The sequence below is a fragment of the Sulfuricurvum sp. genome (genome assembly GCF_049277495.1).
In the GTDB taxonomy this organism is placed as follows: Bacteria; Campylobacterota; Campylobacteria; order Campylobacterales; family Sulfurimonadaceae; genus Sulfuricurvum.
Map to the genome: position 1 here is coordinate 42,873 of NZ_JBASYM010000008.1, position 21,597 is coordinate 64,469.

34 protein-coding genes are annotated in these 21,597 nt (G+C 38.5%); 17 read left to right on the plus strand and 17 right to left on the minus strand.

From position 1 onward, the window contains the following. The first annotated feature begins 245 nt into the window (after nucleotides 1-245). Both WAO38_RS01565 and WAO38_RS01570 read left to right on the plus strand, forming a co-directional pair. Nucleotides 246-1,022 carry a hypothetical protein gene (locus WAO38_RS01565; protein ID WP_422233682.1) on the plus strand — a complete coding sequence of 259 codons (777 nt, stop codon included), beginning with the start codon at nucleotides 246-248 and terminating at the stop codon, nucleotides 1,020-1,022. A 251-nt stretch (nucleotides 1,023-1,273) separates the two neighbouring features. Then, nucleotides 1,274-1,516, plus strand: coding sequence for a hypothetical protein (locus WAO38_RS01570; RefSeq protein ID WP_422233684.1), 243 nt, complete (start codon nucleotides 1,274-1,276; stop codon nucleotides 1,514-1,516). A 23-nt stretch (nucleotides 1,517-1,539) separates the two neighbouring features. On the opposite strand, the gene WAO38_RS01575 is transcribed toward WAO38_RS01570, so the two are convergent. From WAO38_RS01575 to WAO38_RS01630, 12 genes are all read right to left on the minus strand, one after another. Further along, entirely contained in the window at nucleotides 1,540-2,172 is a 633-nt protein-coding gene (locus WAO38_RS01575) for a hypothetical protein (RefSeq protein WP_422233685.1), read from the minus strand. 148 nt (nucleotides 2,173-2,320) lie between these two features. Next, nucleotides 2,321-2,836 carry a DUF6166 domain-containing protein gene (locus tag WAO38_RS01580; protein ID WP_422233687.1) on the minus strand — a complete coding sequence of 172 codons (516 nt, stop codon included), beginning with the start codon at nucleotides 2,834-2,836 and terminating at the stop codon, nucleotides 2,321-2,323. A 67-nt stretch (nucleotides 2,837-2,903) separates the two neighbouring features. Further along, nucleotides 2,904-4,571 carry a terminase large subunit gene (locus WAO38_RS01585; protein WP_422233689.1) on the minus strand — a complete coding sequence of 556 codons (1,668 nt, stop codon included), beginning with the start codon at nucleotides 4,569-4,571 and terminating at the stop codon, nucleotides 2,904-2,906. Further along, a complete protein-coding gene (locus tag WAO38_RS01590; RefSeq protein ID WP_422233691.1) occupies nucleotides 4,564-5,148 on the minus strand; it encodes a P27 family phage terminase small subunit in 585 nt (194 codons plus the stop codon). Before WAO38_RS01590 ends, WAO38_RS01585 begins: the two co-directional genes overlap by 8 nt. An 85-nt stretch (nucleotides 5,149-5,233) precedes the next feature. Next, nucleotides 5,234-5,614 carry an HNH endonuclease gene (locus WAO38_RS01595; protein WP_422233693.1) on the minus strand — a complete coding sequence of 127 codons (381 nt, stop codon included), beginning with the start codon at nucleotides 5,612-5,614 and terminating at the stop codon, nucleotides 5,234-5,236. Then, nucleotides 5,595-5,840: a hypothetical protein gene (locus WAO38_RS01600; RefSeq protein WP_422233695.1), complete on the minus strand. Its 246-nt coding sequence runs from the start codon at nucleotides 5,838-5,840 to the stop codon at nucleotides 5,595-5,597. Before WAO38_RS01600 ends, WAO38_RS01595 begins: the two co-directional genes overlap by 20 nt. Nucleotides 5,841-5,851: 11 nt before the next feature. Beyond that, on the minus strand, nucleotides 5,852-6,460 hold the full coding sequence (locus tag WAO38_RS01605; RefSeq protein ID WP_422233697.1) for a DUF6475 domain-containing protein: 609 nt from the start codon (nucleotides 6,458-6,460) through the stop codon (nucleotides 5,852-5,854). Beyond that, a complete protein-coding gene (locus WAO38_RS01610) occupies nucleotides 6,453-7,274 on the minus strand; it encodes a conserved phage C-terminal domain-containing protein (protein WP_422233699.1) in 822 nt (273 codons plus the stop codon). Before WAO38_RS01610 ends, WAO38_RS01605 begins: the two co-directional genes overlap by 8 nt. Next, a complete protein-coding gene (locus tag WAO38_RS01615; RefSeq protein ID WP_422233701.1) occupies nucleotides 7,271-7,636 on the minus strand; it encodes a hypothetical protein in 366 nt (121 codons plus the stop codon). The genes WAO38_RS01610 and WAO38_RS01615 overlap by 4 nt, the downstream gene beginning before the upstream one ends. A gap of 8 nt (nucleotides 7,637-7,644) precedes the next feature. Further along, nucleotides 7,645-7,923, minus strand: a complete 279-nt coding sequence (locus WAO38_RS01620) for a hypothetical protein (RefSeq protein ID WP_422233703.1) — start codon at nucleotides 7,921-7,923, stop codon at nucleotides 7,645-7,647. Between the two features lie 9 nt (nucleotides 7,924-7,932). Next, nucleotides 7,933-8,415: a phage regulatory CII family protein gene (locus WAO38_RS01625; RefSeq protein ID WP_422233705.1), complete on the minus strand. Its 483-nt coding sequence runs from the start codon at nucleotides 8,413-8,415 to the stop codon at nucleotides 7,933-7,935. Next, nucleotides 8,412-8,657: a hypothetical protein gene (locus WAO38_RS01630; protein WP_422233707.1), complete on the minus strand. Its 246-nt coding sequence runs from the start codon at nucleotides 8,655-8,657 to the stop codon at nucleotides 8,412-8,414. The genes WAO38_RS01625 and WAO38_RS01630 overlap by 4 nt, the downstream gene beginning before the upstream one ends. Before the next feature lie 319 nt (nucleotides 8,658-8,976). Here WAO38_RS01630 and WAO38_RS01635 point away from each other — a divergent pair, with 319 nt between their 5' ends. The 4 genes from WAO38_RS01635 to WAO38_RS01650 are packed head-to-tail and all read left to right on the plus strand — an operon-like array spanning nucleotide 8,977 to nucleotide 10,973. Beyond that, a complete protein-coding gene (locus WAO38_RS01635) occupies nucleotides 8,977-9,414 on the plus strand; it encodes a S24 family peptidase (RefSeq protein ID WP_422233709.1) in 438 nt (145 codons plus the stop codon). A gap of 28 nt (nucleotides 9,415-9,442) precedes the next feature. Continuing rightward, nucleotides 9,443-10,192 (plus strand): hypothetical protein, encoded by a 750-nt coding sequence (locus tag WAO38_RS01640; protein WP_422233710.1) that lies wholly within the window; start codon nucleotides 9,443-9,445, stop codon nucleotides 10,190-10,192. Continuing rightward, on the plus strand, nucleotides 10,189-10,626 hold the full coding sequence (locus WAO38_RS01645; RefSeq protein WP_422233712.1) for a hypothetical protein: 438 nt from the start codon (nucleotides 10,189-10,191) through the stop codon (nucleotides 10,624-10,626). The genes WAO38_RS01640 and WAO38_RS01645 overlap by 4 nt, the downstream gene beginning before the upstream one ends. Next, nucleotides 10,623-10,973, plus strand: coding sequence for a hypothetical protein (locus WAO38_RS01650; protein ID WP_422233714.1), 351 nt, complete (start codon nucleotides 10,623-10,625; stop codon nucleotides 10,971-10,973). Before WAO38_RS01645 ends, WAO38_RS01650 begins: the two co-directional genes overlap by 4 nt. A gap of 61 nt (nucleotides 10,974-11,034) precedes the next feature. On the opposite strand, the gene WAO38_RS01655 is transcribed toward WAO38_RS01650, so the two are convergent. The 4 genes from WAO38_RS01655 to WAO38_RS01670 form a co-directional block, all read right to left on the minus strand. Next, entirely contained in the window at nucleotides 11,035-11,496 is a 462-nt protein-coding gene (locus WAO38_RS01655; RefSeq protein WP_422233716.1) for an NlpC/P60 family protein, read from the minus strand. 17 nt (nucleotides 11,497-11,513) lie between these two features. Beyond that, the gene (locus tag WAO38_RS01660; protein WP_422233718.1) at nucleotides 11,514-12,326 is read right to left on the minus strand and encodes a hypothetical protein; all 813 of its coding nucleotides are present in this window, start codon (nucleotides 12,324-12,326) and stop codon (nucleotides 11,514-11,516) included. A gap of 410 nt (nucleotides 12,327-12,736) precedes the next feature. Further along, nucleotides 12,737-12,964 (minus strand): hypothetical protein, encoded by a 228-nt coding sequence (locus WAO38_RS01665; protein ID WP_422233720.1) that lies wholly within the window; start codon nucleotides 12,962-12,964, stop codon nucleotides 12,737-12,739. 119 nt (nucleotides 12,965-13,083) lie between these two features. Beyond that, nucleotides 13,084-13,260 carry a hypothetical protein gene (locus tag WAO38_RS01670; protein ID WP_422233722.1) on the minus strand — a complete coding sequence of 59 codons (177 nt, stop codon included), beginning with the start codon at nucleotides 13,258-13,260 and terminating at the stop codon, nucleotides 13,084-13,086. A 153-nt stretch (nucleotides 13,261-13,413) separates the two neighbouring features. Here WAO38_RS01670 and WAO38_RS01675 point away from each other — a divergent pair, with 153 nt between their 5' ends. The 11 genes from WAO38_RS01675 (at nucleotide 13,414) to WAO38_RS01725 (ending at nucleotide 20,176) form a co-directional block, all read left to right on the plus strand. After that, entirely contained in the window at nucleotides 13,414-13,590 is a 177-nt protein-coding gene (locus tag WAO38_RS01675; protein WP_422233724.1) for a hypothetical protein, read from the plus strand. A 257-nt stretch (nucleotides 13,591-13,847) separates the two neighbouring features. Next, nucleotides 13,848-14,000 carry a hypothetical protein gene (locus tag WAO38_RS01680; RefSeq protein ID WP_422233726.1) on the plus strand — a complete coding sequence of 51 codons (153 nt, stop codon included), beginning with the start codon at nucleotides 13,848-13,850 and terminating at the stop codon, nucleotides 13,998-14,000. A 9-nt stretch (nucleotides 14,001-14,009) separates the two neighbouring features. Next, nucleotides 14,010-14,753 carry a hypothetical protein gene (locus WAO38_RS01685; protein WP_422233728.1) on the plus strand — a complete coding sequence of 248 codons (744 nt, stop codon included), beginning with the start codon at nucleotides 14,010-14,012 and terminating at the stop codon, nucleotides 14,751-14,753. Beyond that, the gene (locus WAO38_RS01690; protein WP_422233730.1) at nucleotides 14,754-15,614 is read left to right on the plus strand and encodes a hypothetical protein; all 861 of its coding nucleotides are present in this window, start codon (nucleotides 14,754-14,756) and stop codon (nucleotides 15,612-15,614) included. After that, nucleotides 15,611-16,237 carry a hypothetical protein gene (locus WAO38_RS01695; protein WP_422233731.1) on the plus strand — a complete coding sequence of 209 codons (627 nt, stop codon included), beginning with the start codon at nucleotides 15,611-15,613 and terminating at the stop codon, nucleotides 16,235-16,237. The genes WAO38_RS01690 and WAO38_RS01695 overlap by 4 nt, the downstream gene beginning before the upstream one ends. A 144-nt stretch (nucleotides 16,238-16,381) precedes the next feature. Then, nucleotides 16,382-17,041 (plus strand): phage antirepressor N-terminal domain-containing protein, encoded by a 660-nt coding sequence (locus WAO38_RS01700; protein WP_422233733.1) that lies wholly within the window; start codon nucleotides 16,382-16,384, stop codon nucleotides 17,039-17,041. 62 nt (nucleotides 17,042-17,103) lie between these two features. Beyond that, a complete protein-coding gene (locus tag WAO38_RS01705) occupies nucleotides 17,104-18,162 on the plus strand; it encodes a type I restriction endonuclease (protein ID WP_422233735.1) in 1,059 nt (352 codons plus the stop codon). 30 nt (nucleotides 18,163-18,192) lie between these two features. Continuing rightward, a complete protein-coding gene (locus WAO38_RS01710) occupies nucleotides 18,193-18,441 on the plus strand; it encodes a DUF1488 family protein (protein WP_422233737.1) in 249 nt (82 codons plus the stop codon). A gap of 141 nt (nucleotides 18,442-18,582) precedes the next feature. Next, nucleotides 18,583-18,840 (plus strand): hypothetical protein, encoded by a 258-nt coding sequence (locus tag WAO38_RS01715; protein WP_422233739.1) that lies wholly within the window; start codon nucleotides 18,583-18,585, stop codon nucleotides 18,838-18,840. Continuing rightward, nucleotides 18,837-19,067: a hypothetical protein gene (locus WAO38_RS01720; protein ID WP_422233741.1), complete on the plus strand. Its 231-nt coding sequence runs from the start codon at nucleotides 18,837-18,839 to the stop codon at nucleotides 19,065-19,067. Before WAO38_RS01715 ends, WAO38_RS01720 begins: the two co-directional genes overlap by 4 nt. Nucleotides 19,068-19,078: 11 nt before the next feature. Beyond that, a complete protein-coding gene (locus WAO38_RS01725; protein ID WP_422233743.1) occupies nucleotides 19,079-20,176 on the plus strand; it encodes a tyrosine-type recombinase/integrase in 1,098 nt (365 codons plus the stop codon). A 16-nt stretch (nucleotides 20,177-20,192) separates the two neighbouring features. Here WAO38_RS01725 and WAO38_RS01730 read toward each other — a convergent pair whose 3' ends face one another. Continuing rightward, nucleotides 20,193-21,596: a peptidoglycan DD-metalloendopeptidase family protein gene (locus WAO38_RS01730; RefSeq protein WP_422233745.1), complete on the minus strand. Its 1,404-nt coding sequence runs from the start codon at nucleotides 21,594-21,596 to the stop codon at nucleotides 20,193-20,195. Nucleotide 21,597 lies beyond the last annotated feature (1 nt).

Sequence of the window (21,597 nt, forward strand, 5' to 3'; positions counted from 1 at the left end):
AGAGATAAGAGATAAACAAATATGATTGGTGTAACTTTTTCCATGTCGCTATTAAAACATGAAAAAAATCACACCCTCAAAAAGGTTGCGGATTAACAACCTTTTTGGTAGAAAACTTTTTTTTATTCCACTTGAAATATAAACTGTAAACAAGCAGAAAAAAAAGTTACGGATATTGATTTTTTGTTTTCTAATATGGAAGTGCCGTCACAAGTGCTATAATTAAAATAAAAAAAGGAAATAAATTGGCGGATATCCATATTCCATTAATGTTAGTATGGAAAACGATAAAAGGTATCGTAAAATGTGCAGCACATCCACAAGAAACATGTGCTACATCAATGAATACACTCTATTGGGTAAAAGAGTATTACATCAAAAAAAATAAGTCACAAAACTTTGTCGTAAATAAAAGGAATACTGATCATACAATATTGCAAGATGGAACGTTAATAACTTTTACCAGATACTCGATTACTATGCTTGATAATGGTACATTTTATACTGAAAAATACTATATCAGTGACAATGACGAAGAAGAAAAAGACGGCAAAAGAAAAGTTGATATGAGCCAATACCAACAAGTTTATGAAAAACTTGATCATAATGTAAAAGAAAATAGATTCAAAGAGCACCTTATCGTTGCATCTTTGATTGATGGGCACTATAGAGGATCTAAATTTGTTGCCGACATCATAAAGAAAACAGAAAAAAGATTGGATTACTATATCAAATATCCAAAATTAAAACGCTTCCAATCATTTGAATTTTTTGTTTGTATTACAGTACCAAGAGAATTTGATAGAAACAATACTTATGATGGTTTAAACATAGAACCGATATATGGTATTTTTGAATTCACTTCAAAAGTAGATAAACAAAGGCATAATAGTCATAAGTATCTTCCTGTAATTAAACAAGCAGGTAGAGAGATTGAAGGAATCGATATAGACAATATATTCTATACTGGAGAGAAATGGAGGCTTTTGAATCCAAAAGCCTCAAAGCTTGAAACTGAATAAGAAAGCGGTTAGATACCGCCTTCACCTTGTACGATGATGTGCATATTCAAACACCCACCTTTCAGGAAATTTTTAACGTAAACATATTAGGGGAAATCCCCTTAAACTTTTATAACAGCTATTGACTACTACGACAGTAACTGTTAACTGACCTATATGCAAATTAAGTTCCAATAATATTCTAAACTGACAATTTGCATTATATTTTTTTAATGCCTATAATCATTAATATTAAAAATTAAGGATACAAAATGGCAGCATACACAGATTCTTCTAATATACGTAAAGTTGAAGGCACAAAAGAATGGTGGCAAAACACATATAGCCCAGGGACAAAGGTTCCAATATCTGGAATCTACAAATGTTTAGGATGTGGAGATGAAATTGCATCAAATAAAGGTGATCCATTCCCTCCACAGAATCATCATCAACATCTAGCTATCCAAGGTCATATCAAATGGAAATTGATAGTTAGAACAGAGAACCCTAAATAAGTTTTTTTATAGACTTTTTTAATTTATATCCAATACAAATGCCCCGCAACGGTATCGGTGTTGAGATTATTTCCATTCTTCTTGATACTTCCGATACACTGAAATAGATTCGTCATTCTTCGCAGTTCGTCGATCATATCTAGGGGACTGCATGTAGTAAGTATGCGGTGATATCCGTCATGTACTCTGATCAGTACCCGTTTTAGATTTTCATCGGTTGGCTTAACTGGTAGTCGTTTAGATCTGTTATCAAGTTCTTTATTGAGCTGTACAATTTGTGCATTTTGACGAAATACGGTATCTTGCAATAAATCATACTGCTCTTGTCCGATAACAGTTGCATTACCCTTCCGAATTTCAGTAAGCAGTTTTGCCGTCCATTTACGGAACTCTTTTGCCCGTTCACTCTTGATGAAGAACCCAAGCATATGAACCCCTTCGAGCGTCCACATGGTTTTCGCAGCATTATTCGCTGTTCGGGTCATGATGAAGTGCTTACCCTCGATTAGTTCGTCTGATTGTATTCGTTTATGGTTACGAATCGTTTTTTCTTCAATACCATATCCAGCAGCCACATCACGTGACGACATCAGAAAAGTGTGTTCTGTCGATTCGACAACATTGAGATTAATATTTTGGAAGGTGATGGATTTCATAGTTCTCCCCGTATTAAAAAATTCGTATTTACGAATTAACGAGGACATTTTATTCATATTTTAGATTATTGTCAATACTTTATATCTATTTTACGAACAAATTTAACTATATTTTTCTAAAAATAGATGTGCCCATAATTTGGGCACATTAACGATGCAGGATTTCATGGGCTTTCTTGATGATTTCTATGTCAGATTTTAATGATTTATTTTCAAGCAAAAGTTCTAAAGCTAATTGGGCCATCTTTGGAATTTTATTTGTAGCCCATCCAGATAATGTACTCTGTTGCACATCAAGCATATCACCAAGCTCCTTTTGGGTGATCCCAAGCTCTTTGCATACTCTTTTGACGATATTCATAGTACGATTATCATGCCATAGCATGACATCAAAATCGGAAAGTTCCCATTCATTGCCTAACTTTGAAATAACATCTTCGACAAATGGTTGAGCATAATTGATAGCCGTGTTTTCATTGCCTGTTGCATCAAACAAAATAGCGATTGCCAATCTACGCGGTCCGCCTCCGCCGTACCCCCATTCGAATGTTCCGGGCCAACTCTTACCTTCGATCTCATAATGCGGGTCTAACAGCTCACCGTTGCATGTAACGGTAGGCTTAATCTCATTAGTTTTGATACCTTTATAAATTTTATTACTCATCATGTTTTCCTTTAATAGTGTTATTTTATCGAAACTGTAAAAATTTAAGGGTGCTTTTTTCTTTACATCACAAACTCCTCAATCCACGGCTTTCATACACGCTGATTTCAGGTGGTTCAAAAACGATAGCACGAGCATACGTATTGATCACGGCCGCACATCCATCAATTTTGCGCGTTTGGTGCGATTTATCGGGTTTGATATTCCCGCTTGCATCGGTGAGTACGGTGAGATTCGATACCATCCAGTTCATTACCGGATTACCATCGTGTGTTACGGTCCCCTTTTTGATATCGTCTTTAAAATTTGATGTAGGCTCCGAAATAGTCAAAAATCCCTGCCGGATCTGTACACACCCCTCAAATCCGATATTTTTTTCGATATTTGAGACCAAAGTGGCCGCACGATACGGGTCATAACATATTTCATTTACCCCGTTTTGCTCAATATCATTGAGTATATCGCGCTCGATGTATTCCAAATCGATCGTATTCCCTGGTGTTGCAGTGATGAATCCTTGTAAAATCCATGTGGTAAGCGGTGCTCTAAGCTCTCTTTCGCGCTCTTTTACAGTGTCTGCAGGGATATAAAAGTGCGTTTTTATGTGCTTTTTGCCATTTGGGAGTAGATACGTCTTTGCTTTTGCGGTGAAATCGTCAGTACGTGACAGGTCAACGCCTAAAAGTATCCCATATGCTTCACTTACATCGGTTTCCGGAGCGGCACACTCTTTCCATTTTGCGAATGGGATGAAGTTCTCGACTGCGTTAACCCATCGGTTCAACTCTTTGACGAGGAAGTTGTTCAGCGCACTCGGTCGCTCTTTGGCACTATTAGCCATATTCCTCATATGATCATACGTCTTTGATATCCCGAGATTCGGGTTTGCTTTGTACCATACCGACTCATCGAACGGATCATCGTCTTTATCGAGCTCTGCGATGAATGCAAAATACCCATCGTCATCGATAACACCGTCCATCACCTTTTTGGCATACTCGTATTCATCATATCCGGGCGATGCCAGGTTAAACCCAGCGGTAGTGATATAGAACATCATCGGCTGAACCCTTGACCCCTGAGATGATTGAACGACCTCAATGAGTGATCTATCAGGGTGAGCGTGGATCTCGTCACCTACCCCGAACCCAATATTAAGACCGTCCTCTGTTTTGCTGTCACGCCCAAGCGGCCGTATCGTCGTATCGGTTTTATTGACGGTGATCGTAGAGTATGCTACCGAGGCATTATCTCTCAAATCTTTGTTATACCCGATCATTTTCTCGCATCCGCTCCATACGATTTTTGCCTGGTCCCGTTTGGTTGCGAATGTTACGATTTGATTCCCTTTTTCGACTGTGAGTATCGATTCTGCGAGAGCCACACCGGAGGCCAAGATCGATTTCCCGTTTTTACGAGCGAGATACCAAAGTGCAGTATTAAACCGGCGAACCCATACAGGGTTACCGTCGCGCATCATCGGTTTACCATCAGCACCTAACCGCTTCCGCTGCCAACCGAAACAGATCGTCAATGCTCTGCGCTGCCAATCCTCTAAAACGATTTTTTGCCCTGCAAGCTCCCCCTCGAAATGGTGAAGCCGCTCGATGATAACAACATAGGCAAGCCCTAGCTCTTTGACGAAACGGATATCATCGCGCTTACCGGATGCGACATCAGCCAAATCACGTTCATGTCTGTCGAATGTCTTCTCGTAATACGGCTTTTTAAGCATTTACCGTCCCGACCAGTTTGTTAATGTCATCGGCAAAATCAAACAATCCCCCGCCCTTCTCTGTCTCTTCGCCGAGTTTAATCCCCATTTTTTTACGGCTATAAATCGAAAGCCCAAGTTGTCCACCTATCGTGACAAGTGTTTTCTGAGTCATTTGAATCGCATTGAAAAGAGGGTTAAGATATTTTCCCCCCTTGGTACTCGTGGATACAACATTCTGAGTTGACATCTGTACTTCCAAGTCAATGTATCGCTCGTATGCCTTTGCATAACATACAATCAGAGGCTCATCGACGTGGCTGTAATTTTCACCAAGTTCCTTTTTCAGCTCTTCAATCTTCCGCATGGCTATTGGCCCTAAAATCTTATCGTGTGGGTCGGTTACACTGTCTGGCGTAGTTGCAACTGGAGCTTTTTTCGATAGAGGCACGAAATCGCCCCATTCTTCTTTTTTGGCTTTTTTTGAGATCGCTTGACGGCTCAATCCATAGTGTGAAGCGAGTGCGCTTACAGAGGCAAACTTCCTACCGAGCCAGTCTATTTTGATGTTATCCCAATCAATAGTTCTAGTTGCCAAACCCTACCCCCTGAGATTCAGTTTTTGTAAAAAGATGAGAGAACGGGCGGTGTAGCGCCGGTCGGTCTGTAGAGATTTCACCCCCCTACCCCCTGCGGTTTCGTCTGAGATCATCGGCAGTTTTTACCGCGTGATGTTGATGGCAAAGTGGTTGGAGGTTGGTAATATCGAGACGTTTTGTATAATCTACTTCGATAGGGATGATATGGTCCACTACGTCAGCCTTATTCACAATCCCCATCATGTCACACTGCACACACAATCCTCCGTGATCTTTCATCACCTGATCGCGTACTGACTTCCATTCTTTCGAGTGATAGAACCGATCATGTTCTCGATTGCGATGGTTATGATCGTACACTTCGTTTTTATGCTTGATCATATCACGGCGATGTGCTTCACAGTATCGTTCACTCATTGGAACCAATACATGACACCCCGCTTGATTACAAACTTTTGACGGCATCATCCAACCTCATACTTCCAATACCGAACAACATCCAGTTGGCGCTTACTCGACGCTTGATACAGAACATCATCACTGTCTCATATGGAATCAACCCGCGAGACTTTATACTCTTAAGACAATCAGGTCTCATCTCTAAAACAAAGGCAACATGTTTGTCTTTGATCTTCTTGTCTGGATAGTCGTGACTAATCACATCTTTAATTCTTTCCACGATATCGATCATTCTATTTTCGTTCATGACACCCTCACTTGCTTTGATAATCCGATCATCATCTCATTCACTGATCGTGCAGGAGATGGGTTGAGTGCCGGTACTGTGATATGAGTTTGAAGCACATACGAGGCACGGACTTGGGCTATCTCTTTTGTGTATCCATTCTCACGCTCAGATAACCCGATCAAGTGCGTCGGGTGTGTTTCGAGCTTTGAATGTATTCCATACAATTTCGGGAACTCTTTGCGTACCCATTTCATTTCGCTTACATCCTGAGAACATAGCCATACCCAACCACCGAGCGCATCGATTACAGAGTTAACGACTGGATCTTGGAAAGTTAGGGATGCATACTTACCAGCTTTATAGATCGCACGCTCAACGTCACCCCACGCGAGTGTCGCTATTGATTCAATGTCAGGCTTGGCAAAGTCGAGGATCTCAGCAGGCTTCGGGAACGATGCAAACTTCCGACCTGATAGGATCGCCTTGATTGATCCTACAAACTCATCGTCGCTCATATCACAGAGCACCATCCAATACCCATCGAACAATGCTTCACTCACTTTGCGGTCATACATTTCACCGAGCATGGTTATGTGTGCTCTGAATAAATCGGGGTTAAGCATGTTTCGGCTCCCATCGTTGAGCTACTTGGATATTGTGCGCCGTCGTGTCGCTGATCGAACCACTCGCTGCCATTGCACGAACCATGCTGACATGTTCGTTTAGATACCCCTCGAATTTAGTCCCAAATAACGTCTCAGGTCTCAAGAACCCGACCATCTTCGTATCGTTCTTCCACACTGCTGTTTTCTTATCGATCACCGTTTTAAAATCATCGACACTGAATCCCTCTTTCATCCGAGCATCGATGAGTTGTTTGGTTTTCGGAGTGGATACACGATAGTTTGATCCGGTCTGTTCGTTCAGATATGAGATAATTTCTGAGTATCGATTTGTGTCGCTTTTTTCAACGGGGGATATAGGGGTCTTAAATGACGGTTCTAACTGACGGTTACATGACGGTTCATATAGGTGTTCAGATTCTGAACTTTGGGGGTTCAAATTCTGAACTCCGCCCAGTTCAATTTCTGAACTCCGCCCCTCTTCGCTATGGTGTTCAATTTCTGAACTCCGCCCATTATTTTGATGGTGTTCAAATCTTGAACTCTGCTTGTTTTGGAGAATGAAATATCCATTTGATGCATCACTTCCTGAATCTCTTTTTCGTGATTCTCTAGCAATATATCCACCCTCTTCCAATCGGTTTAAAACGCTCGAAAGTGTTCCTCTTGATACTTTTGTTTTTGAAATAATCGATTTCCACGACGGCCAGCAATACCCTTCATCAGATGCATTGTCGGCAAGTGCTATCAAAACCAACAAATCATTACCTTTTAGATCCGATTCCCACGCCTGTTGAATCAGTTTTATGCTCATGCAACATCCTTATCTTTAACTTCATAGTGAACCGTATATGCTCTTTTTTGCCCTATTCCGAGCGTGCCTGGCAATGCAAATGCGTGAGGTGGAACCTTATTGTCATAGCACCACCGTATAAGCCACTCAGTGGCCTCTTTACGATAAAGCGGGCAGAACTTAGCCACGACATTGCCTAACCCGCCCAACGTAGCGATAAGCCTCCCATAAACACTAGGTAATGCTTCATCCCCTGAGCGTATGGAAAACATATCAATCTCTCTTTTGTGATCGTATACGCTGGATAAGCGCATTATGCAGGTGAAAGCGATATCGAACTGACGCAGCTGATACTTATCAATGCGGTTGAATTGGACTTGCATGACATAACCTAATACGCTTTCGCGCCCTCTCGATGCTGATACTCGCATCCGGTGTCACGATAGAAATATCGTGCATGAGTTCCGCCTCGATCATTCGGCTCATAGATCACCATCAGAGGACTTAGTGCATTCGCATCCTCGAACTTGGCTTTCAGGTCGGATATCCGCTGGGTAAGATGACGAATCCCTTTTGCGTATGCTTCGTCATAAGTCAACGATCCGCCACTCATAAAATGCACATGAAGCGTATACGGTGTTGAGTTTGGTTTAAAGGTTATCGTCGCCATCTCATCCCCCTACTTCGTTAAACCGATGATCGTATAAAGCGCACTAATCTCATCCATCGCCATACGTCGGATACGCTCACGCTCTTTTTCATCGACTTCACCGTCTGAAACAGCATCAAAAAGAGTCTCGCTAAGCGATCCGGTATGCGCTTGGATTTTGAGCGTTGCCATCATGATTTCGGTTACGCTATATTCTCGATCTCCATCCGATACTTTTGACGCTTCTCGGATTGCATCGATGATACGGTGATCTCCGGTGAGAGCAGTCAGTTCAATAACACGGTCAACGGATAGCGGTTTATGCGTCTGCTTCGGATCGAGTACGCTGTATAAATGCCCATCCGTCGTTCCGAGCAGTTCAGCAACTTTCCCGATCTTGCAGTTATTTGCATCCATCCAATCACGAACGACCAATTGAGCCGATTCATAAACGGTACGAAACGGGAGCGGATCACCCCCGAAGATTTCATCTAATACGGCATTATGTTTCACGCACTCTCCTTTTGGTGTAATTGATTTTCGGATTCTTCTTGAACGTGCACGGTTTCATCTGTCATACTTACATATGATTTACCAAACACAAAGGGTTTAATGTCATATCCTGCTTTATCAATCTTGATGAGTTTATTTCGATTTAAAAGCCTTTTACCGTTAAGAGCAAGGCTAATTTCAGCAGGATGCAGCCCAATTTCTGTAGCTATTTCAATGTTTGACTTGTTTTCAATAGTTTTCATGAGACAATATTACTATTATAGAAATAATTTAAAGCTTAAAATATTTCTAATTTAGTAATTAATAACAGTTACTATATTAGTAATAAAATCGTTTAGGTAATTTATGATGAAACCAGAAGATAGATTGAAGCAATGGGTAGAAGATGGTGGTAGAGGAACTCAAACCAAACTCGCCAAATTTTTAAATACAACCACCGTTGCAGTAAATAAATGGGTTAATGACCCCGCATATAAAATACAAACTGAATACTTGGTAGCGATAGAAGATTTTTTTGGAAAACCGAGAGGATCACTACTTGATGATAGTCTAAAGCCAGTTATGACTGTACCGGTTATTGGAGAAACATCATGTGGAGAAGCAATCGGATCATCTTTCCAAGACGCTGGACGTACCTGCTACTATCGGGGCGACTTCTTTCACCCTGATCTCTACTGTGTTATTGCATCCGGTGATAGTATGGCTCCGGAGATCGAAGATGGTGATGAGATCGTATGTGATCCGAGAGTTCAGCCGACACATGGAGATCTAGTTCACTATATGATCCACGGGGAGAGTGCAGTAAAAGTCTATGTCGTTGATAATGATGCCCATATCGCTCAATTCGTACCGTATAACTCATCTGATACGTTTAAAACACGTACAATTCGGTTGGATGATGAAGAAGCCGCAGAGCTTAAGATCATAAAAGTGGTAGCGGTAAATAAACTCAAATTTAACAATAAATCGGCACGTCTGAAGCTGATCGGTAGATCGTAACACAATGGGTATATCTACAAGAGAATATGTGACAACCGAAGAAGAGAATGTAACTACTGCAAATAATAATCATAATGACTATTTTGATCTATGCATCGCAAAAATAAAAAAAAGTAGCTCTCCTGAAGTCATATCTTTCGCATGGCTAATCCTTTGGCTATTGCTAGTACCAGGATTATTTTTTTGGCTAAATGATAAAAGTATGAGTGATATCAAAGATATTCCACTTAATAATATAGGAGATTATCTTTCAGGTGTTGCTGCACCTATTGCTTTTTTATGGCTTGTCCTTGGGTATAAACAGCAGGGAGAAGAGTTATCTATCAATAATGAAATGTTGAGATTACAACATGAGGAACTTAAAAGCTCAGTTGCCGCACAAGTTGACCAAGCATCAAGCATGAAGCAACAGATTGATTTGCTAATTATGGATAAATACTTCCCAAAATTTAAACTCGATAAGTTTGAGTTTAATCGTATAGATGATTTCATTGAAATCAATATTAAAAATACATCCAATGAAGTTGATGGAATAAATGTTGCTGTTCTTTCAAATAATATGGTAATTATTGACACATATACTTCTGATAATATCACATATATTTCTCTTCAAACAGCTGAAAACATAGGGAATGATTTTGATATGAATATTGAATTGGAGTTTGATATAGAAACTGGTACAAAAGTAAAACGGTGCTTTTTACTACACTATAACGAATTCAGGCATGCAGGAAGGCTACCGGATTTTAATAAAATAGTTTGTGGAGAAAACAGATGAAATTCTATTGTGATAAAAATATAAAAACGATAAATCATTCCTGCAAAAAACATCTTGTTGTTATCGAAAGAGGAGTCGCTAAAATTTTCTATCTAAGATTTTATACGAAAAAAGAAATGACATATAAAGAAATTATCGGAAACGATAAATATCTGCTACCAATACTTGATTATTATAAAGACTATAAAGCAAGCGAGCAGGATTTAAAATATATCGTTCAAAATGTACGCGATACCCATGCTGTATTAAAAGAGAGCAATCAAGAGGATAAAACGCTCGATACATTATCTGCAACTTATGCGACAAGTGATACTATTAGAATACTATTTGATCACGGTATACTAATGGAAGATGATAGTATTGTATACTTTCACGATCTATCTGCTAAGATGGATGGGATTCTTCACACTTTATTCAAAGGGGGCATACTATGACACCAGCTGAACTTGTACAGTTACATGAGAGTGATAAAGTACACTTTGATTTCTTAATCAATAGTATCGCCCAAAGCATTCAACGTGAAGAAAAAGGCGAGATCGCTACAAAACAGTTTGAAACCAAAAGAATACATGAAAATAATATGGATATTATTTATGGGGAACGTGCCGTAGCTTTGAAACAAGGCGATGGCGGGATTGTTACAAGAGTAGAAGCATCGATATATTTTGTATTTGATGAAAATAACAGACTTCTATCCCCGACAGAATATGGTGATAATGCTGCTCTAGCTGTAGACCGCCACATGGATAATACATATGGCGGCCATAATAAAGTTCTATAATTATTACACCCTACTCTATTTGGACCACATTGTTTAAACATATGATCCCATAGAGCTTATTTCATCTCCTATTATATTCATAGATCTGTTTTAGAATTTTTGATCTATTTAAATCTTCATGACTTATGCCATTATTCTTATATGATGCATGTATAATCTGGCCATCTCCGGCATATATAGCTATATGGGATGGATCATTTTTACTTGATCTATAAAAAAGTAAATCTCCAACTTGTAAAGTTGTATCTTTTATTAATGAATTTTGAGCTTTCTGCCCAATTTTTACTTCAGAATAATGATTGATAATATCAACAGCCCATGTACGAATTTCTTTATTTTTCGCTGATGGCTCTTCTTTTAAAATCCCTATTGCAATACCTATATAATCGCTATTAATTTTTTGTTGCGTCATTTCAGATTGATATGAGTTGGCAATTATTGCTATTATGATTGGAATTAATATCAAAGATAATGATGTGGCAACAGATTGTAAAATTTTGTACCATGGATCTGGATTATTCATTTTTTCTCCTATTCTAATTATTCAATTGGTATCACTTTATGCAGCCGAGTAACCCGATAGAGCTTCACATCATCCCCTGCCCTATTCACTTCAATATCCACTAAAAAATAATTATTGTACGGATCATTCAAAATTACTTTTCTATCCTCGATGTTTTCGACGATTGTAGCAATCGATTTATCTTTGACAATATCATCACAGTATGCACGGTCTTTTACTACTTTATCACTATTTGTCGTTTTATGCATACTGATCAGCACTTTTTCATAATGTGACTTATTTTGAGTTTTCTCATCACTGGATGAGCTTTTGATCCGCTGCACTACTTCAGCATTTTTAATGATCTCTTCGGCATCTTTAGCCGTAATATTGAAAATATTAACGTGATTATTATCACCTTTTACTTCGATACTCATAGAAGATTTATCATTCCCAATCTCGATAGGATTAATCAGGGTTGTCATTAATTTAGCTGATTCAGGTGTCAGAGAGTTGTCTGAGCTGATATCGTCGATTGTCACGTTGCCGAGTTCGATGTACTTTTTTATATATCCGGTAAATGATGCAACAGTATTAAAATTTTCCATTATTGGAAGCACTGACCCAAATGCAAATACAAGCTGATATAGATCGCTCCCCTCTTTTACACCTTTGAGCATGATCTTGGTATCTTGCAACCCATGTTCTTTTGCGATACGTGTTCTGGCCAGATTATTCAGAGCGATCAATGAATTCGCCATATCTACCAAATCTACAGGTTTATCATGTTTAAACCGTATATCGATACGTAAATCATTCATATCAAACCATCCAAAATAGTTATTTTTCATTCTATTATACCACCCAATAATCATATATTAAACCTCATGCCAATATTCATTTCATTTCAAATCATATCAAATATTACTAAAATAGAAACTTATTAAGCTTCATTTAATTACTATATTAGTAATATTCTTCAAGCGAGTTAAAAAACGAGCTACAAAACGGAGATTTATCTCTGAGGAAACGCCGAGTTGGTGTGGAGGCTGTGCGATCGATCAGCAGGCGGCGAGTGGTGAAGCTACGGCAATCACCTCTTTCCGATAGTCCCCGTGTAAAACGAAGTCAGGGACGAAGCGAGTGCTTAATAAATCATCTTTCGAGGTGGTTTACAAAACACTCAATGGAGATATTATGAAATGCAAAAACAAAAAAGCATGGAAGCGCCTTGCTAAAGCGCTTCTATCAGCACCTCAAACTAATGAGCTTTACTGTAAGCAATTAAAGCAGCCTCTTTAGTCACCTTGTCAAAAACCTCATTAGACTTTGACTCTATTGTTTGCCCAAGCGTATTAAGCTGATCATCTGTCAGCTTATGCCCAGCGGCTTCGAGTGTTGCTTTCGCTGATTCAAAAGAAATACGCTGCATCATATCCTTTAGCATTGCTAATACAAATCCGAATTGTTCGTTATTGAGTTCCATCATGAAGCCCTTTAGTTTGTTTGTGTGAGAACTAACATTATAGCAAAGCGGTTCAGCTTGGAAAAAACCATTATTTTGGGGTCAGGTGCCCTTTGGGATTATAAAACGGTATCACTAAACCATTAGCGACGCCCGTCCGGTTCTTTTGCTACACCTTTAAAAGGTGAACCATCAGATTTTACGTCCATAAAACGACCGTCAGGTCCTCTTTTAACATATGTATCGTTTTGGGGGTTGTAGGCCTGTGTTCGATCTTTAACGCTTCCGATCCGATAGTCTTTTCCTGTATTTGTTGCCATGATATCACCCCCTTTCCCCAAAGATAAATTGACACCCGACCCATGATTGTAGCTGAATAAATAAGGCCCAATTTGCGCAAGAGCTTTCTACGAGGCACAGGTTCCCTTTGCGGTTCACTGGGTCACGTAGAGAGCTTAAAAAAAGGAGACAAAATGAAGTTTGAAAGAATACTCCCTTCTCTTAACGGCCTGAGCGTAGGTCAAGCCATCCGAATCATCGAAGAACTACAAAAGGATCCCCAATGTTTAAAGCATGGCACATCATTGACACCACTATCGAGAGATTGCTCGACTGGTGCGAAAAATATGATCTCTTATAAGGCGGCATAAGATGGAAGATCAAATATTTGGAATCTTGTTTTTAGTCAGTATTTTTTCATTTATCGGATGGGGTTCATTTAAATCCAAACGCCGATACGGTGAAAACTTCCCAGGATCAAAATATGGAAAGAGAAAATGATTAAATTCACAATATCCTAATTCAATCAATAAAACATTGATGTTTATTAGTAAAATGTTGATAGATAACTGTAAAATAGCGTTATATATAGATAAAATATCCACAATAAACTATAAAAAGGTACAGAATGAAAAATGATCAAGATACACTTTATATCATTTCATTCGGTACCGCACTCGCAATCGTGATTTCATACGATCACAATCACTCGATTCTTTGGGCTATATTGCATGGGTTCCTATCATGGTTCTATGTTATCTATGCCGGAATTTTTCTGTGAAGGAAATCTATGGATGATGCCACATTGCAAATAGTAAGTAATACATCTGTTTTTATAGTCTTTGGCATCTTAACAGGAGTTATACTAGCCCCGTGGTTTATCTATATGAATAGTAAACAGCATTTAGAAGATAACGTATCTCATGTCAATATAATATTGAGTGCAACATGGTATCTTGCACTTTTTTATGTAATAGGTATTTTCTACTTATTTTTAATAAATGAGACCAGCGTGTTAGTTGGATTGACCCCTATAGGCATGATGATAGCAGCTATGATTGCCTCTGCCAGTGTAATGAAAAACATTGCTGAAACAAAGGCTCACGATATTGCAAAAAGTGAAAAAGAAATAATACGTAAAAAGAAGTATGTATACAATGTTATGCATACGATATGGATGACCATGTCCTCATTTAAGAGTAAGGTTGGTTCTATGGATATGCCTATGGTTGGAACAGAAACAGAAGCAATGTCTAATGAAATTAGAAGAGATTTAAAATTAAATAGTGAATCTGTCAAAAAGCTCATTGATTCCATTTTTGTTGAAAATGTATTGCCATATTTGACCGATGAACAACAATATCAAATCTCAGAGCTTCACATGTTTTTTTATGAATTTTTCTCAACACATATCGATATGCCAAAATTGAGCTTGTCACCCCAGCAACTAAATGAATCTGCGATAAGAGATTATGATGAATTTAAAATGCTAATAAATGACTACATAAAAAATAATAATGATGAAAGGAGTTAAATGCTTGATTTTCCTTTACACCCTACTCTGTTTATTTCATTAGCGATATTGGTTGGGTTTGCAATATCCCCACTACTTGCTTATGTTGACAATAAATCAGCAATTGAAAATAATACTTCCAATGCGAATAATCTATTAAATGCTACTTGGTGGTTAGCTGCAGCATTCGGGATATCTCTTCTTGTTATATATAATACCAAAGAGGCAATTGAAGCAAAAGAAACAGTAATGGCTCTTGCTCCATTAGGAATGATGATTGCAGCCATGATCGCATCCGCAAGTGTGCTGAAAAACATTGCTGAAACAAAAGCAAATGAAATCAAAAAACATGAAAAAGAAGATTCAAAATTTTATTTAGAAAAATGTCTTGGATATTTAGAAGATGTTTATAAACTTCTTGGGAAACGTCAAAATGATGTATTTGCATGGAAACAAGCATCAGATATTTTAATCAATATGAGAACCGTAAGCTCATATATTGTAGAGGAATCACATAAAAATATTTTTCAATTGGAATATTCAAAATATGTATTACGCTTATACTCTTCTTTTGCAAATTCGACAAAAGAAGATGGGTTGCCACCAATAAAATCAAGCTTTTTTTGCAGTATAAACACATGGGCAACAGATGATTTGGCAACTGCTTTTTTGAATACAACAAAAATTAGGCCTGAAGATATTCTCCCAGTATTACAGTTTGCACAATATAAAAATAATACTTTTATTTCATCTCCAATGGATTATAAAAATTGGAGATCAATTAACTTAGATGCTATAGAAGATCTCCCAATGAGAACTGCAGTTGAGTATCTAAAAATGTACAAAGAAAAAATCCAAGAAAAACCGAAGGACCCATCATGACCAAAGAAGACAAAGCTAAACTCAAAGATCAGATAAGCAACCTTGTCAATATCAAGAATAAAAGTAAACTTGTTACTGCTTTAACACACTACTTTGAAGATAAACAAGATGATGAATTTGAATACAAAATCAATCTTGCATCTGAATTCTATGAAGCCAATCTATCCACGTTTAAAGAAGCTGGTCAGACTTCACTAAATTATTTATTGGAAATGTTCCTAGATGACCAATTAGCTATCAATACAGAAACAAAAGAGATTTTGATAGAAGATGGTTGTTTCTATGCAAAAGCACCAGGAGTTGATATTCCATTTACACCTGACAATATTGAGGAACGATTAAATATGATGGCACATATGTCCAGTTCAAATGGCGGAACGATAAAAGATATCATTGACGACAACATCGTCAAACAAACATGCAAAGAACTCGGAATGACATATAAACAACTTGGAGAACTAATAGGATATAGTGAACCAGCAATTAAAAAAGCGGCTCAAACAAATACAATTAGCGAACCCATGCAAAAAGCTATAGAACTCTATAAAGAAGTATTAACTCTAAAGCTTAAACTCCTCAATACTAATAAATTAAAAAAAGCCCTGAAAGAGCTACTTGAATAAAGGTATCCTACTTAAGTGGGATACCTTGTATCCCGTTTACAAAACAAAAAGAATATAAAATATCACACTACGCTTGACAAAATAATACTTAATATACTACAATTACAAAAATAAAGATACTATGTATCACCTAAGGGGTTAATTGTGGATATTGTAAAAGTAGAATTTAAAAGTGACATTCTTGACATTATTCAAGATGATATTCAGTGGGTAGCAGTAAAAGCAGTTACTAGTAATCTTGGTATTCAGTTTGATCCTCAACACAATAGATTAAAAACTGATGAAACTTATCAGAGCAAACTTATAAAAATACAAACCAAGGGCGGGATGCAAGACGTTTTTTGTATTCCCCTCTCCAAACTTAACGGATGGCTTTTCAGCATCAATCCGAATAAGGTGAAGCCAGAAGTTCGGGAAAAGCTGATCGAGTACAAAAACGAGTGTTTCGATGCATTGAACGACTACTTCAACAAAGGCGCGGCATTCAAGCCTGAAGTAAAAGCAGGATTAGAATCTCATATCTTCCAACTCGAACGTGAGAACGTCGAACTCAAACGACTAGTGAATCGCTTAACGTCAAACGGATACCTTGTAGACGTCGAAAAGATCAAAGAGATACATCAGGCATGGGTAAATGTAAAATGGCGCGTAGCGTCGATGATAGAAGCTCAGCGGAAATCATTGGCTGAAGAGACACGAATCCTAGAAAATCTTGAAAAAGATGTGGAGCTTATGGGTATGTACGAAGAATTCCACGGACCGTATGAACTTACGAAGCCGAAGAAGCAGAAATTATTACAGTAGTATTGCCTATTCAACATCAAATGTGTATAATCGTTTCATTATGATAAATTGAAAGGCTGCATATGGATTTCCAAACTGAGATTAAAGAGCTTGCTGAACGAGTTGCTAAATTAAAGCCAAATATTTTGACAGAAGAAGCGACTAAGCATTCTTTAATCATGCCATTTTTGAAGACGCTTGGGTATGATGTATTTGATCCTACTGTAGTTGTTCCTGAATTCACAGCTGATATTGGACATAAAAAAGGTGAAAAAGTCGATTATGCCATCCTCAGTGATGGAAAGCCCATTATTCTAATTGAAGCAAAACACCATACCGTAAACCTTGATAATCATAATAGTCAACTCCTACGATATTACACTGTAACAGAAGCTAAATTCGGTATTCTTACCAATGGTATTGAATATCGTTTCTTCACTGATCTTGATATAGTCAATAAAATGGATGCTAAACCGTTTTTAACTATTAACTTCGAAGCTCTAAAAGAAAAACATATTAAAGACTTGGAACAGTTTGCGAAAGAGTCAATGAATATCGATCAGATATTGAGCATGGCCGGACGCAAAAAATATGTAAGTGAGTTGCAATCTATTTTCAAAGTAGAAGTTAAAGATCCATCCGATGAATTTGTCAAATTCTTTGCTAAAAAAATGACTGACAAAATGCTGACTCAATCTGTACTTGAAGAGTATAAAGCATTATGTAAACTTGCATTTTCTGATATCGTTAATGAACTTGTATCCGATAAGATCAACTCATTACAAGCAGGATTTAAAGCAGAAGTTTCAAATACAGAAGAAGAACAGCAACAAGACGATAAAAATGCCATTGTAACCACAGAAGAAGAACTTGAAGGATATTACATCGTCAAATCAATTCTCGGAGAAATATGTCCAGTAGCTGATATAACCTATAAGGATAATGCTTCATACTTCAACGTGCTCTACAAAAATAATACATGGAAGTGGATTTGCCGTCTACACTTCAATTCAAAACAAAAATATATCTCATTCCCACTGGAAGATAAAAAAGATGAAAAGATTGCCATCTCTAAAGTGGAGGATATCTACTCATTTAGAGATCGGCTAAAAGAAATCGTCGGTAGATATACGGATAATTGATATAAGAATACTATCTAAAGGATATAGAACATGATTACATTTAAAGATATAGAACCATCTATTTTAGATCAAACTGTAATTTTTTTGGCAGAAGTAAATGGAAATACAGTTGTATGCAAAGCAACTTATGAGTTTTTAGAAGATATCAACCCAGCAACTAAACACTATCCTCCATTGGATAGATTAAGAATGAATCGTTCCAAAATATACAACATGATGGAACAAAAACTTCTCAAAAAACAAGATCCAATTCTAACCACAACAGACCTCAAAAAATAAATGAATTGGGCTATATGGCCCTATTCATCTCAAACATAAATATAACAAAATAACTACTACCTTCCCAACACTAAATCCGTCCAACTATCCCGAACTCCGACAGATTCACTGTGAGACAATAAATCATTCAAAGGAATATGCATGTCAGAAGCAATAGAAGCGGCACTAAATAAAGCAGGATTTCAAATAGAAAAAATGAAAAAGCGTATCAAAGAGCTCGAAACACCTAAGACATGTCATACCTGCATTGTATTTGTTGATTCAGGGTGTAATCATGAAGATGTACCTGATTTTGATGTTTGTACCTACATCCATTTTTCAGGATGTGGGTTATATGAACCAAACTTCGATGCGTTGGAAGCTCAGTATATTTTACAAGAAATTAGGAGAACGGGATGAAAAAATATATGTCATTACCGCACCTAGCACAGTATTATGATCTCCACACCGACACTATGAAAAAACGGCTCAAAGAAATCGATATGCAGGTAAACGAACACTTCATCATCTTACATGAAGGAGATCGAAAAACTATCCGTTTCGATGTCGAAAAAATTCACGAAGCCCTCACTGCAAAATCACAACCCGAAAACCTCAAAAATATTTTAGATAGATTACTCATTTAAGGAGTGCTACAATGTCGCTTCATGGTGTTTCTGTCCGAAAGGACAAAGGTATGGCAAAAGTATATGCCAGGGGTAAAAAGCTGTATATTGACTATATGGTGGATGGTGAACGTAAGAGAAAAGCAACGGGCCTCGATGATACCAAAGAGAACCGAAAACTTTGTGAGACTACGATTATACCGAAACTAATGTCAATGATTGCTACAGGTGAAATCCATAAAAAGAAACCGAAAAACTTCGGATATTACTATGAGATTTTCTTAAAACGCAAATGCGGAAATTCATCCTACCGAAATAAAAAAACGCAGTGGGATATCGCGAATAAAGTATTTGGACATAGAGATATCGACACGATAACACGGTTCGAAGTCAAAGAGTATCTCGCTAATGTTCCAATCATGAACCGATCAAAAGCTCCACTCAAAACACTCTTTAACGAGATATTTGAAATGGGGATCGATGATCGGGTGATCGATGCGAATCCGGCACTCAATATCCGGCTAAAACCGGAACCGAAAAAAGAGATCGACTACTTTACCAAAGAAGAAACTCGAACCTTGATCGAGAATGCAGAGGGCATCATGCGCCCATATCTGCTATTGGCTTTCAATACCGGGATGCGACCGGAAGAAATATTCGGGTTACAAGCCGGTGATCTGAAAGATGGATGGATCGATATAAAACGGGTACGAACCGACAAAAAGATTCGACACCCTAAAACGAAGAGCTCCATCCGAAAGATCCCGTGCCCGCAATTCGTAATCGATGAAGTGTTGAAGCTCAAAAGCGGAAACATCTTTTTATTCGGTGAATATGATGATGCGAGAAAGATGCCTAAGCACTGGCACCCTCTGTTAGAAAAAACGGGGATTCGCTATCGAAGATTGTATGCATGCCGGCACACGTTCGCCACTACAATGCTCCGTGAAAACATTGTGAGCATAAGTGAGTTATCCGGCATATTGGGACACGCAAACGTTCAAACGACATTGGCTCACTATGCCTCTGTTATTGATTCCAGATTGATTGATTTGGGTCACAATTTCGACCTATTTGGCTCATTTTCGTCACAGTCAAATAGTAAAACCCCTCAAAGCTCCGTAAAATAGGGCTAAAACGAAAATATTACTGTACCGTATATCGATCCCCTTTGTGCGGTAAAGTTACAATTCCTTGTAAAGTTTCCATTTTTATGGGCAAATTCATCGGTCGGCGCATCGAAATCGGGTCAACCTTACTGACGCTGAAATGGAGATGCGGACCGCTGCTGTAGCCTGTATTTCCGGAATACCCGAGCAGATCTCCACGGGCTACTTTTTGGCCGATCGCAACCGCAGTCCCCCCTTGTTTCAGGTGATAATAGTTGCCCATCGTCCCGTCACTGTGTTCCACGATCACATAGTTGGCGTATTGGCGATACTCAGGTGTCGTACCGCCGGCATTATTACGCCCCTCTGATCCGACGACGGTCCCTTCTCTGGCGGCATATATGGGTGTACCTACCGGAACCGGGAAATCAACCGCATAGGCGGACAGCCCCTTATGGGATGTTTCTCCGTTATACCCTTGCGAAACATAAACAGCGGCTCCTTTGAGAAAAGGGAGTTTATACAGATAGCTGTCTTGATGTACGGCAAAGGCCGAGCCCCTGACCCATCCATACGATGAGCGGTAATTGACTCCTGATGCGGCGGAGATACGGGAAAGCTCCAATACCTTTTTTTTGCTTCGGCCCGGGACTTCGATAAACAACGGCAGCTTGGTAGAGGTTGTGAGATTGGTGAGCGATTCAAAATCAATACTCATCGTGACCACATAGGGGTTCAGATTTTCGGCTTCAAATTCATATCCCCCGGCTCTGTTTTGCGCTGCACTCAAGATTACGCTGTTACGTGAACCGATTTGCGCTATTCTTTTCATCCGGGCTACTTCAGAACGTTTTAAAACCCGTAAGTGCTCTTCGTAGGCCTGCTCCTGCTCAATCGCAATTTGGATGCTTTTTTGCTCCAATTCCTGCTCATCGTACAATGCCTCAATACTTTTAATCGAATGGTGCGGATAGTTTTTTTGATAAAAAGCAATGACTTCCGCACGGACACGTGGATAATGCAGCGGATCCAATCCGGCAGAAATCAAATCTTCAAAACTTTTTTTATCCGACTGTTCCATCGCCGTATTTAAAGATTTGCGGTACATTGCGTCAATCGACTCTTTGGTTTGCGATAATTCCCGCAGCTCTTTCAAATAGGCATTTAACAGCTCTTTATCCACATTTTTATGACCGGCAAGCTCTTCCCCTACACTCAATGTCGACTGAACTCCGTTCAAAAAATTACGTAACAGACTTTTATTCGGTTCCATAACCGGTTTTTCACTCAATTTTTCAATCGATACCGTACTTTTTTCGAGGGGGTCTGCCAATGTTCCGAATACTCGCGGTGACGATGCGGCAAAAAGAACCTCATACCCGATCAAAAGCAGAAAACCGAAACGGACCAAAATCAACCCCATTTTTTTTAATTCTATCATT

Excerpts from the sequence above, each read along its gene's own strand:
- WAO38_RS01570 (WP_422233684.1), top strand. The coding sequence starts at position 1,274 with ATGGCAGCATACACAGATTCTTCTAATATACGTAAAGTTGAAGGCACA.
- WAO38_RS01575 (WP_422233685.1), bottom strand. The coding sequence starts at position 2,172 with ATGAAATCCATCACCTTCCAAAATATTAATCTCAATGTTGTCGAATCG.
- WAO38_RS01580 (WP_422233687.1), bottom strand. The coding sequence starts at position 2,836 with ATGAGTAATAAAATTTATAAAGGTATCAAAACTAATGAGATTAAGCCT.
- WAO38_RS01585 (WP_422233689.1), bottom strand. The coding sequence starts at position 4,571 with ATGCTTAAAAAGCCGTATTACGAGAAGACATTCGACAGACATGAACGT.
- WAO38_RS01595 (WP_422233693.1), bottom strand. The coding sequence starts at position 5,614 with ATGCCGTCAAAAGTTTGTAATCAAGCGGGGTGTCATGTATTGGTTCCA.
- WAO38_RS01600 (WP_422233695.1), bottom strand. The coding sequence starts at position 5,840 with ATGATCGATATCGTGGAAAGAATTAAAGATGTGATTAGTCACGACTAT.
- WAO38_RS01605 (WP_422233697.1), bottom strand. The coding sequence starts at position 6,460 with ATGCTTAACCCCGATTTATTCAGAGCACACATAACCATGCTCGGTGAA.
- WAO38_RS01610 (WP_422233699.1), bottom strand. The coding sequence starts at position 7,274 with ATGAGCATAAAACTGATTCAACAGGCGTGGGAATCGGATCTAAAAGGT.
- WAO38_RS01615 (WP_422233701.1), bottom strand. The coding sequence starts at position 7,636 with ATGCAAGTCCAATTCAACCGCATTGATAAGTATCAGCTGCGTCAGTTC.
- WAO38_RS01620 (WP_422233703.1), bottom strand. The coding sequence starts at position 7,923 with ATGGCGACGATAACCTTTAAACCAAACTCAACACCGTATACGCTTCAT.
- WAO38_RS01630 (WP_422233707.1), bottom strand. The coding sequence starts at position 8,657 with ATGAAAACTATTGAAAACAAGTCAAACATTGAAATAGCTACAGAAATT.
- WAO38_RS01635 (WP_422233709.1), top strand. The coding sequence starts at position 8,977 with ATGACTGTACCGGTTATTGGAGAAACATCATGTGGAGAAGCAATCGGA.
- WAO38_RS01645 (WP_422233712.1), top strand. The coding sequence starts at position 10,189 with ATGAAATTCTATTGTGATAAAAATATAAAAACGATAAATCATTCCTGC.
- WAO38_RS01650 (WP_422233714.1), top strand. The coding sequence starts at position 10,623 with ATGACACCAGCTGAACTTGTACAGTTACATGAGAGTGATAAAGTACAC.
- WAO38_RS01655 (WP_422233716.1), bottom strand. The coding sequence starts at position 11,496 with ATGAATAATCCAGATCCATGGTACAAAATTTTACAATCTGTTGCCACA.
- WAO38_RS01660 (WP_422233718.1), bottom strand. The coding sequence starts at position 12,326 with ATGAAAAATAACTATTTTGGATGGTTTGATATGAATGATTTACGTATC.
- WAO38_RS01665 (WP_422233720.1), bottom strand. The coding sequence starts at position 12,964 with ATGATGGAACTCAATAACGAACAATTCGGATTTGTATTAGCAATGCTA.
- WAO38_RS01670 (WP_422233722.1), bottom strand. The coding sequence starts at position 13,260 with ATGGCAACAAATACAGGAAAAGACTATCGGATCGGAAGCGTTAAAGAT.
- WAO38_RS01675 (WP_422233724.1), top strand. The coding sequence starts at position 13,414 with ATGAAGTTTGAAAGAATACTCCCTTCTCTTAACGGCCTGAGCGTAGGT.
- WAO38_RS01680 (WP_422233726.1), top strand. The coding sequence starts at position 13,848 with ATGAAAAATGATCAAGATACACTTTATATCATTTCATTCGGTACCGCA.
- WAO38_RS01685 (WP_422233728.1), top strand. The coding sequence starts at position 14,010 with ATGGATGATGCCACATTGCAAATAGTAAGTAATACATCTGTTTTTATA.
- WAO38_RS01690 (WP_422233730.1), top strand. The coding sequence starts at position 14,754 with ATGCTTGATTTTCCTTTACACCCTACTCTGTTTATTTCATTAGCGATA.
- WAO38_RS01695 (WP_422233731.1), top strand. The coding sequence starts at position 15,611 with ATGACCAAAGAAGACAAAGCTAAACTCAAAGATCAGATAAGCAACCTT.
- WAO38_RS01705 (WP_422233735.1), top strand. The coding sequence starts at position 17,104 with ATGGATTTCCAAACTGAGATTAAAGAGCTTGCTGAACGAGTTGCTAAA.
- WAO38_RS01710 (WP_422233737.1), top strand. The coding sequence starts at position 18,193 with ATGATTACATTTAAAGATATAGAACCATCTATTTTAGATCAAACTGTA.
- WAO38_RS01715 (WP_422233739.1), top strand. The coding sequence starts at position 18,583 with ATGTCAGAAGCAATAGAAGCGGCACTAAATAAAGCAGGATTTCAAATA.
- WAO38_RS01720 (WP_422233741.1), top strand. The coding sequence starts at position 18,837 with ATGAAAAAATATATGTCATTACCGCACCTAGCACAGTATTATGATCTC.
- WAO38_RS01725 (WP_422233743.1), top strand. The coding sequence starts at position 19,079 with ATGTCGCTTCATGGTGTTTCTGTCCGAAAGGACAAAGGTATGGCAAAA.
- WAO38_RS01730 (WP_422233745.1), bottom strand. The coding sequence starts at position 21,596 with ATGATAGAATTAAAAAAAATGGGGTTGATTTTGGTCCGTTTCGGTTTT.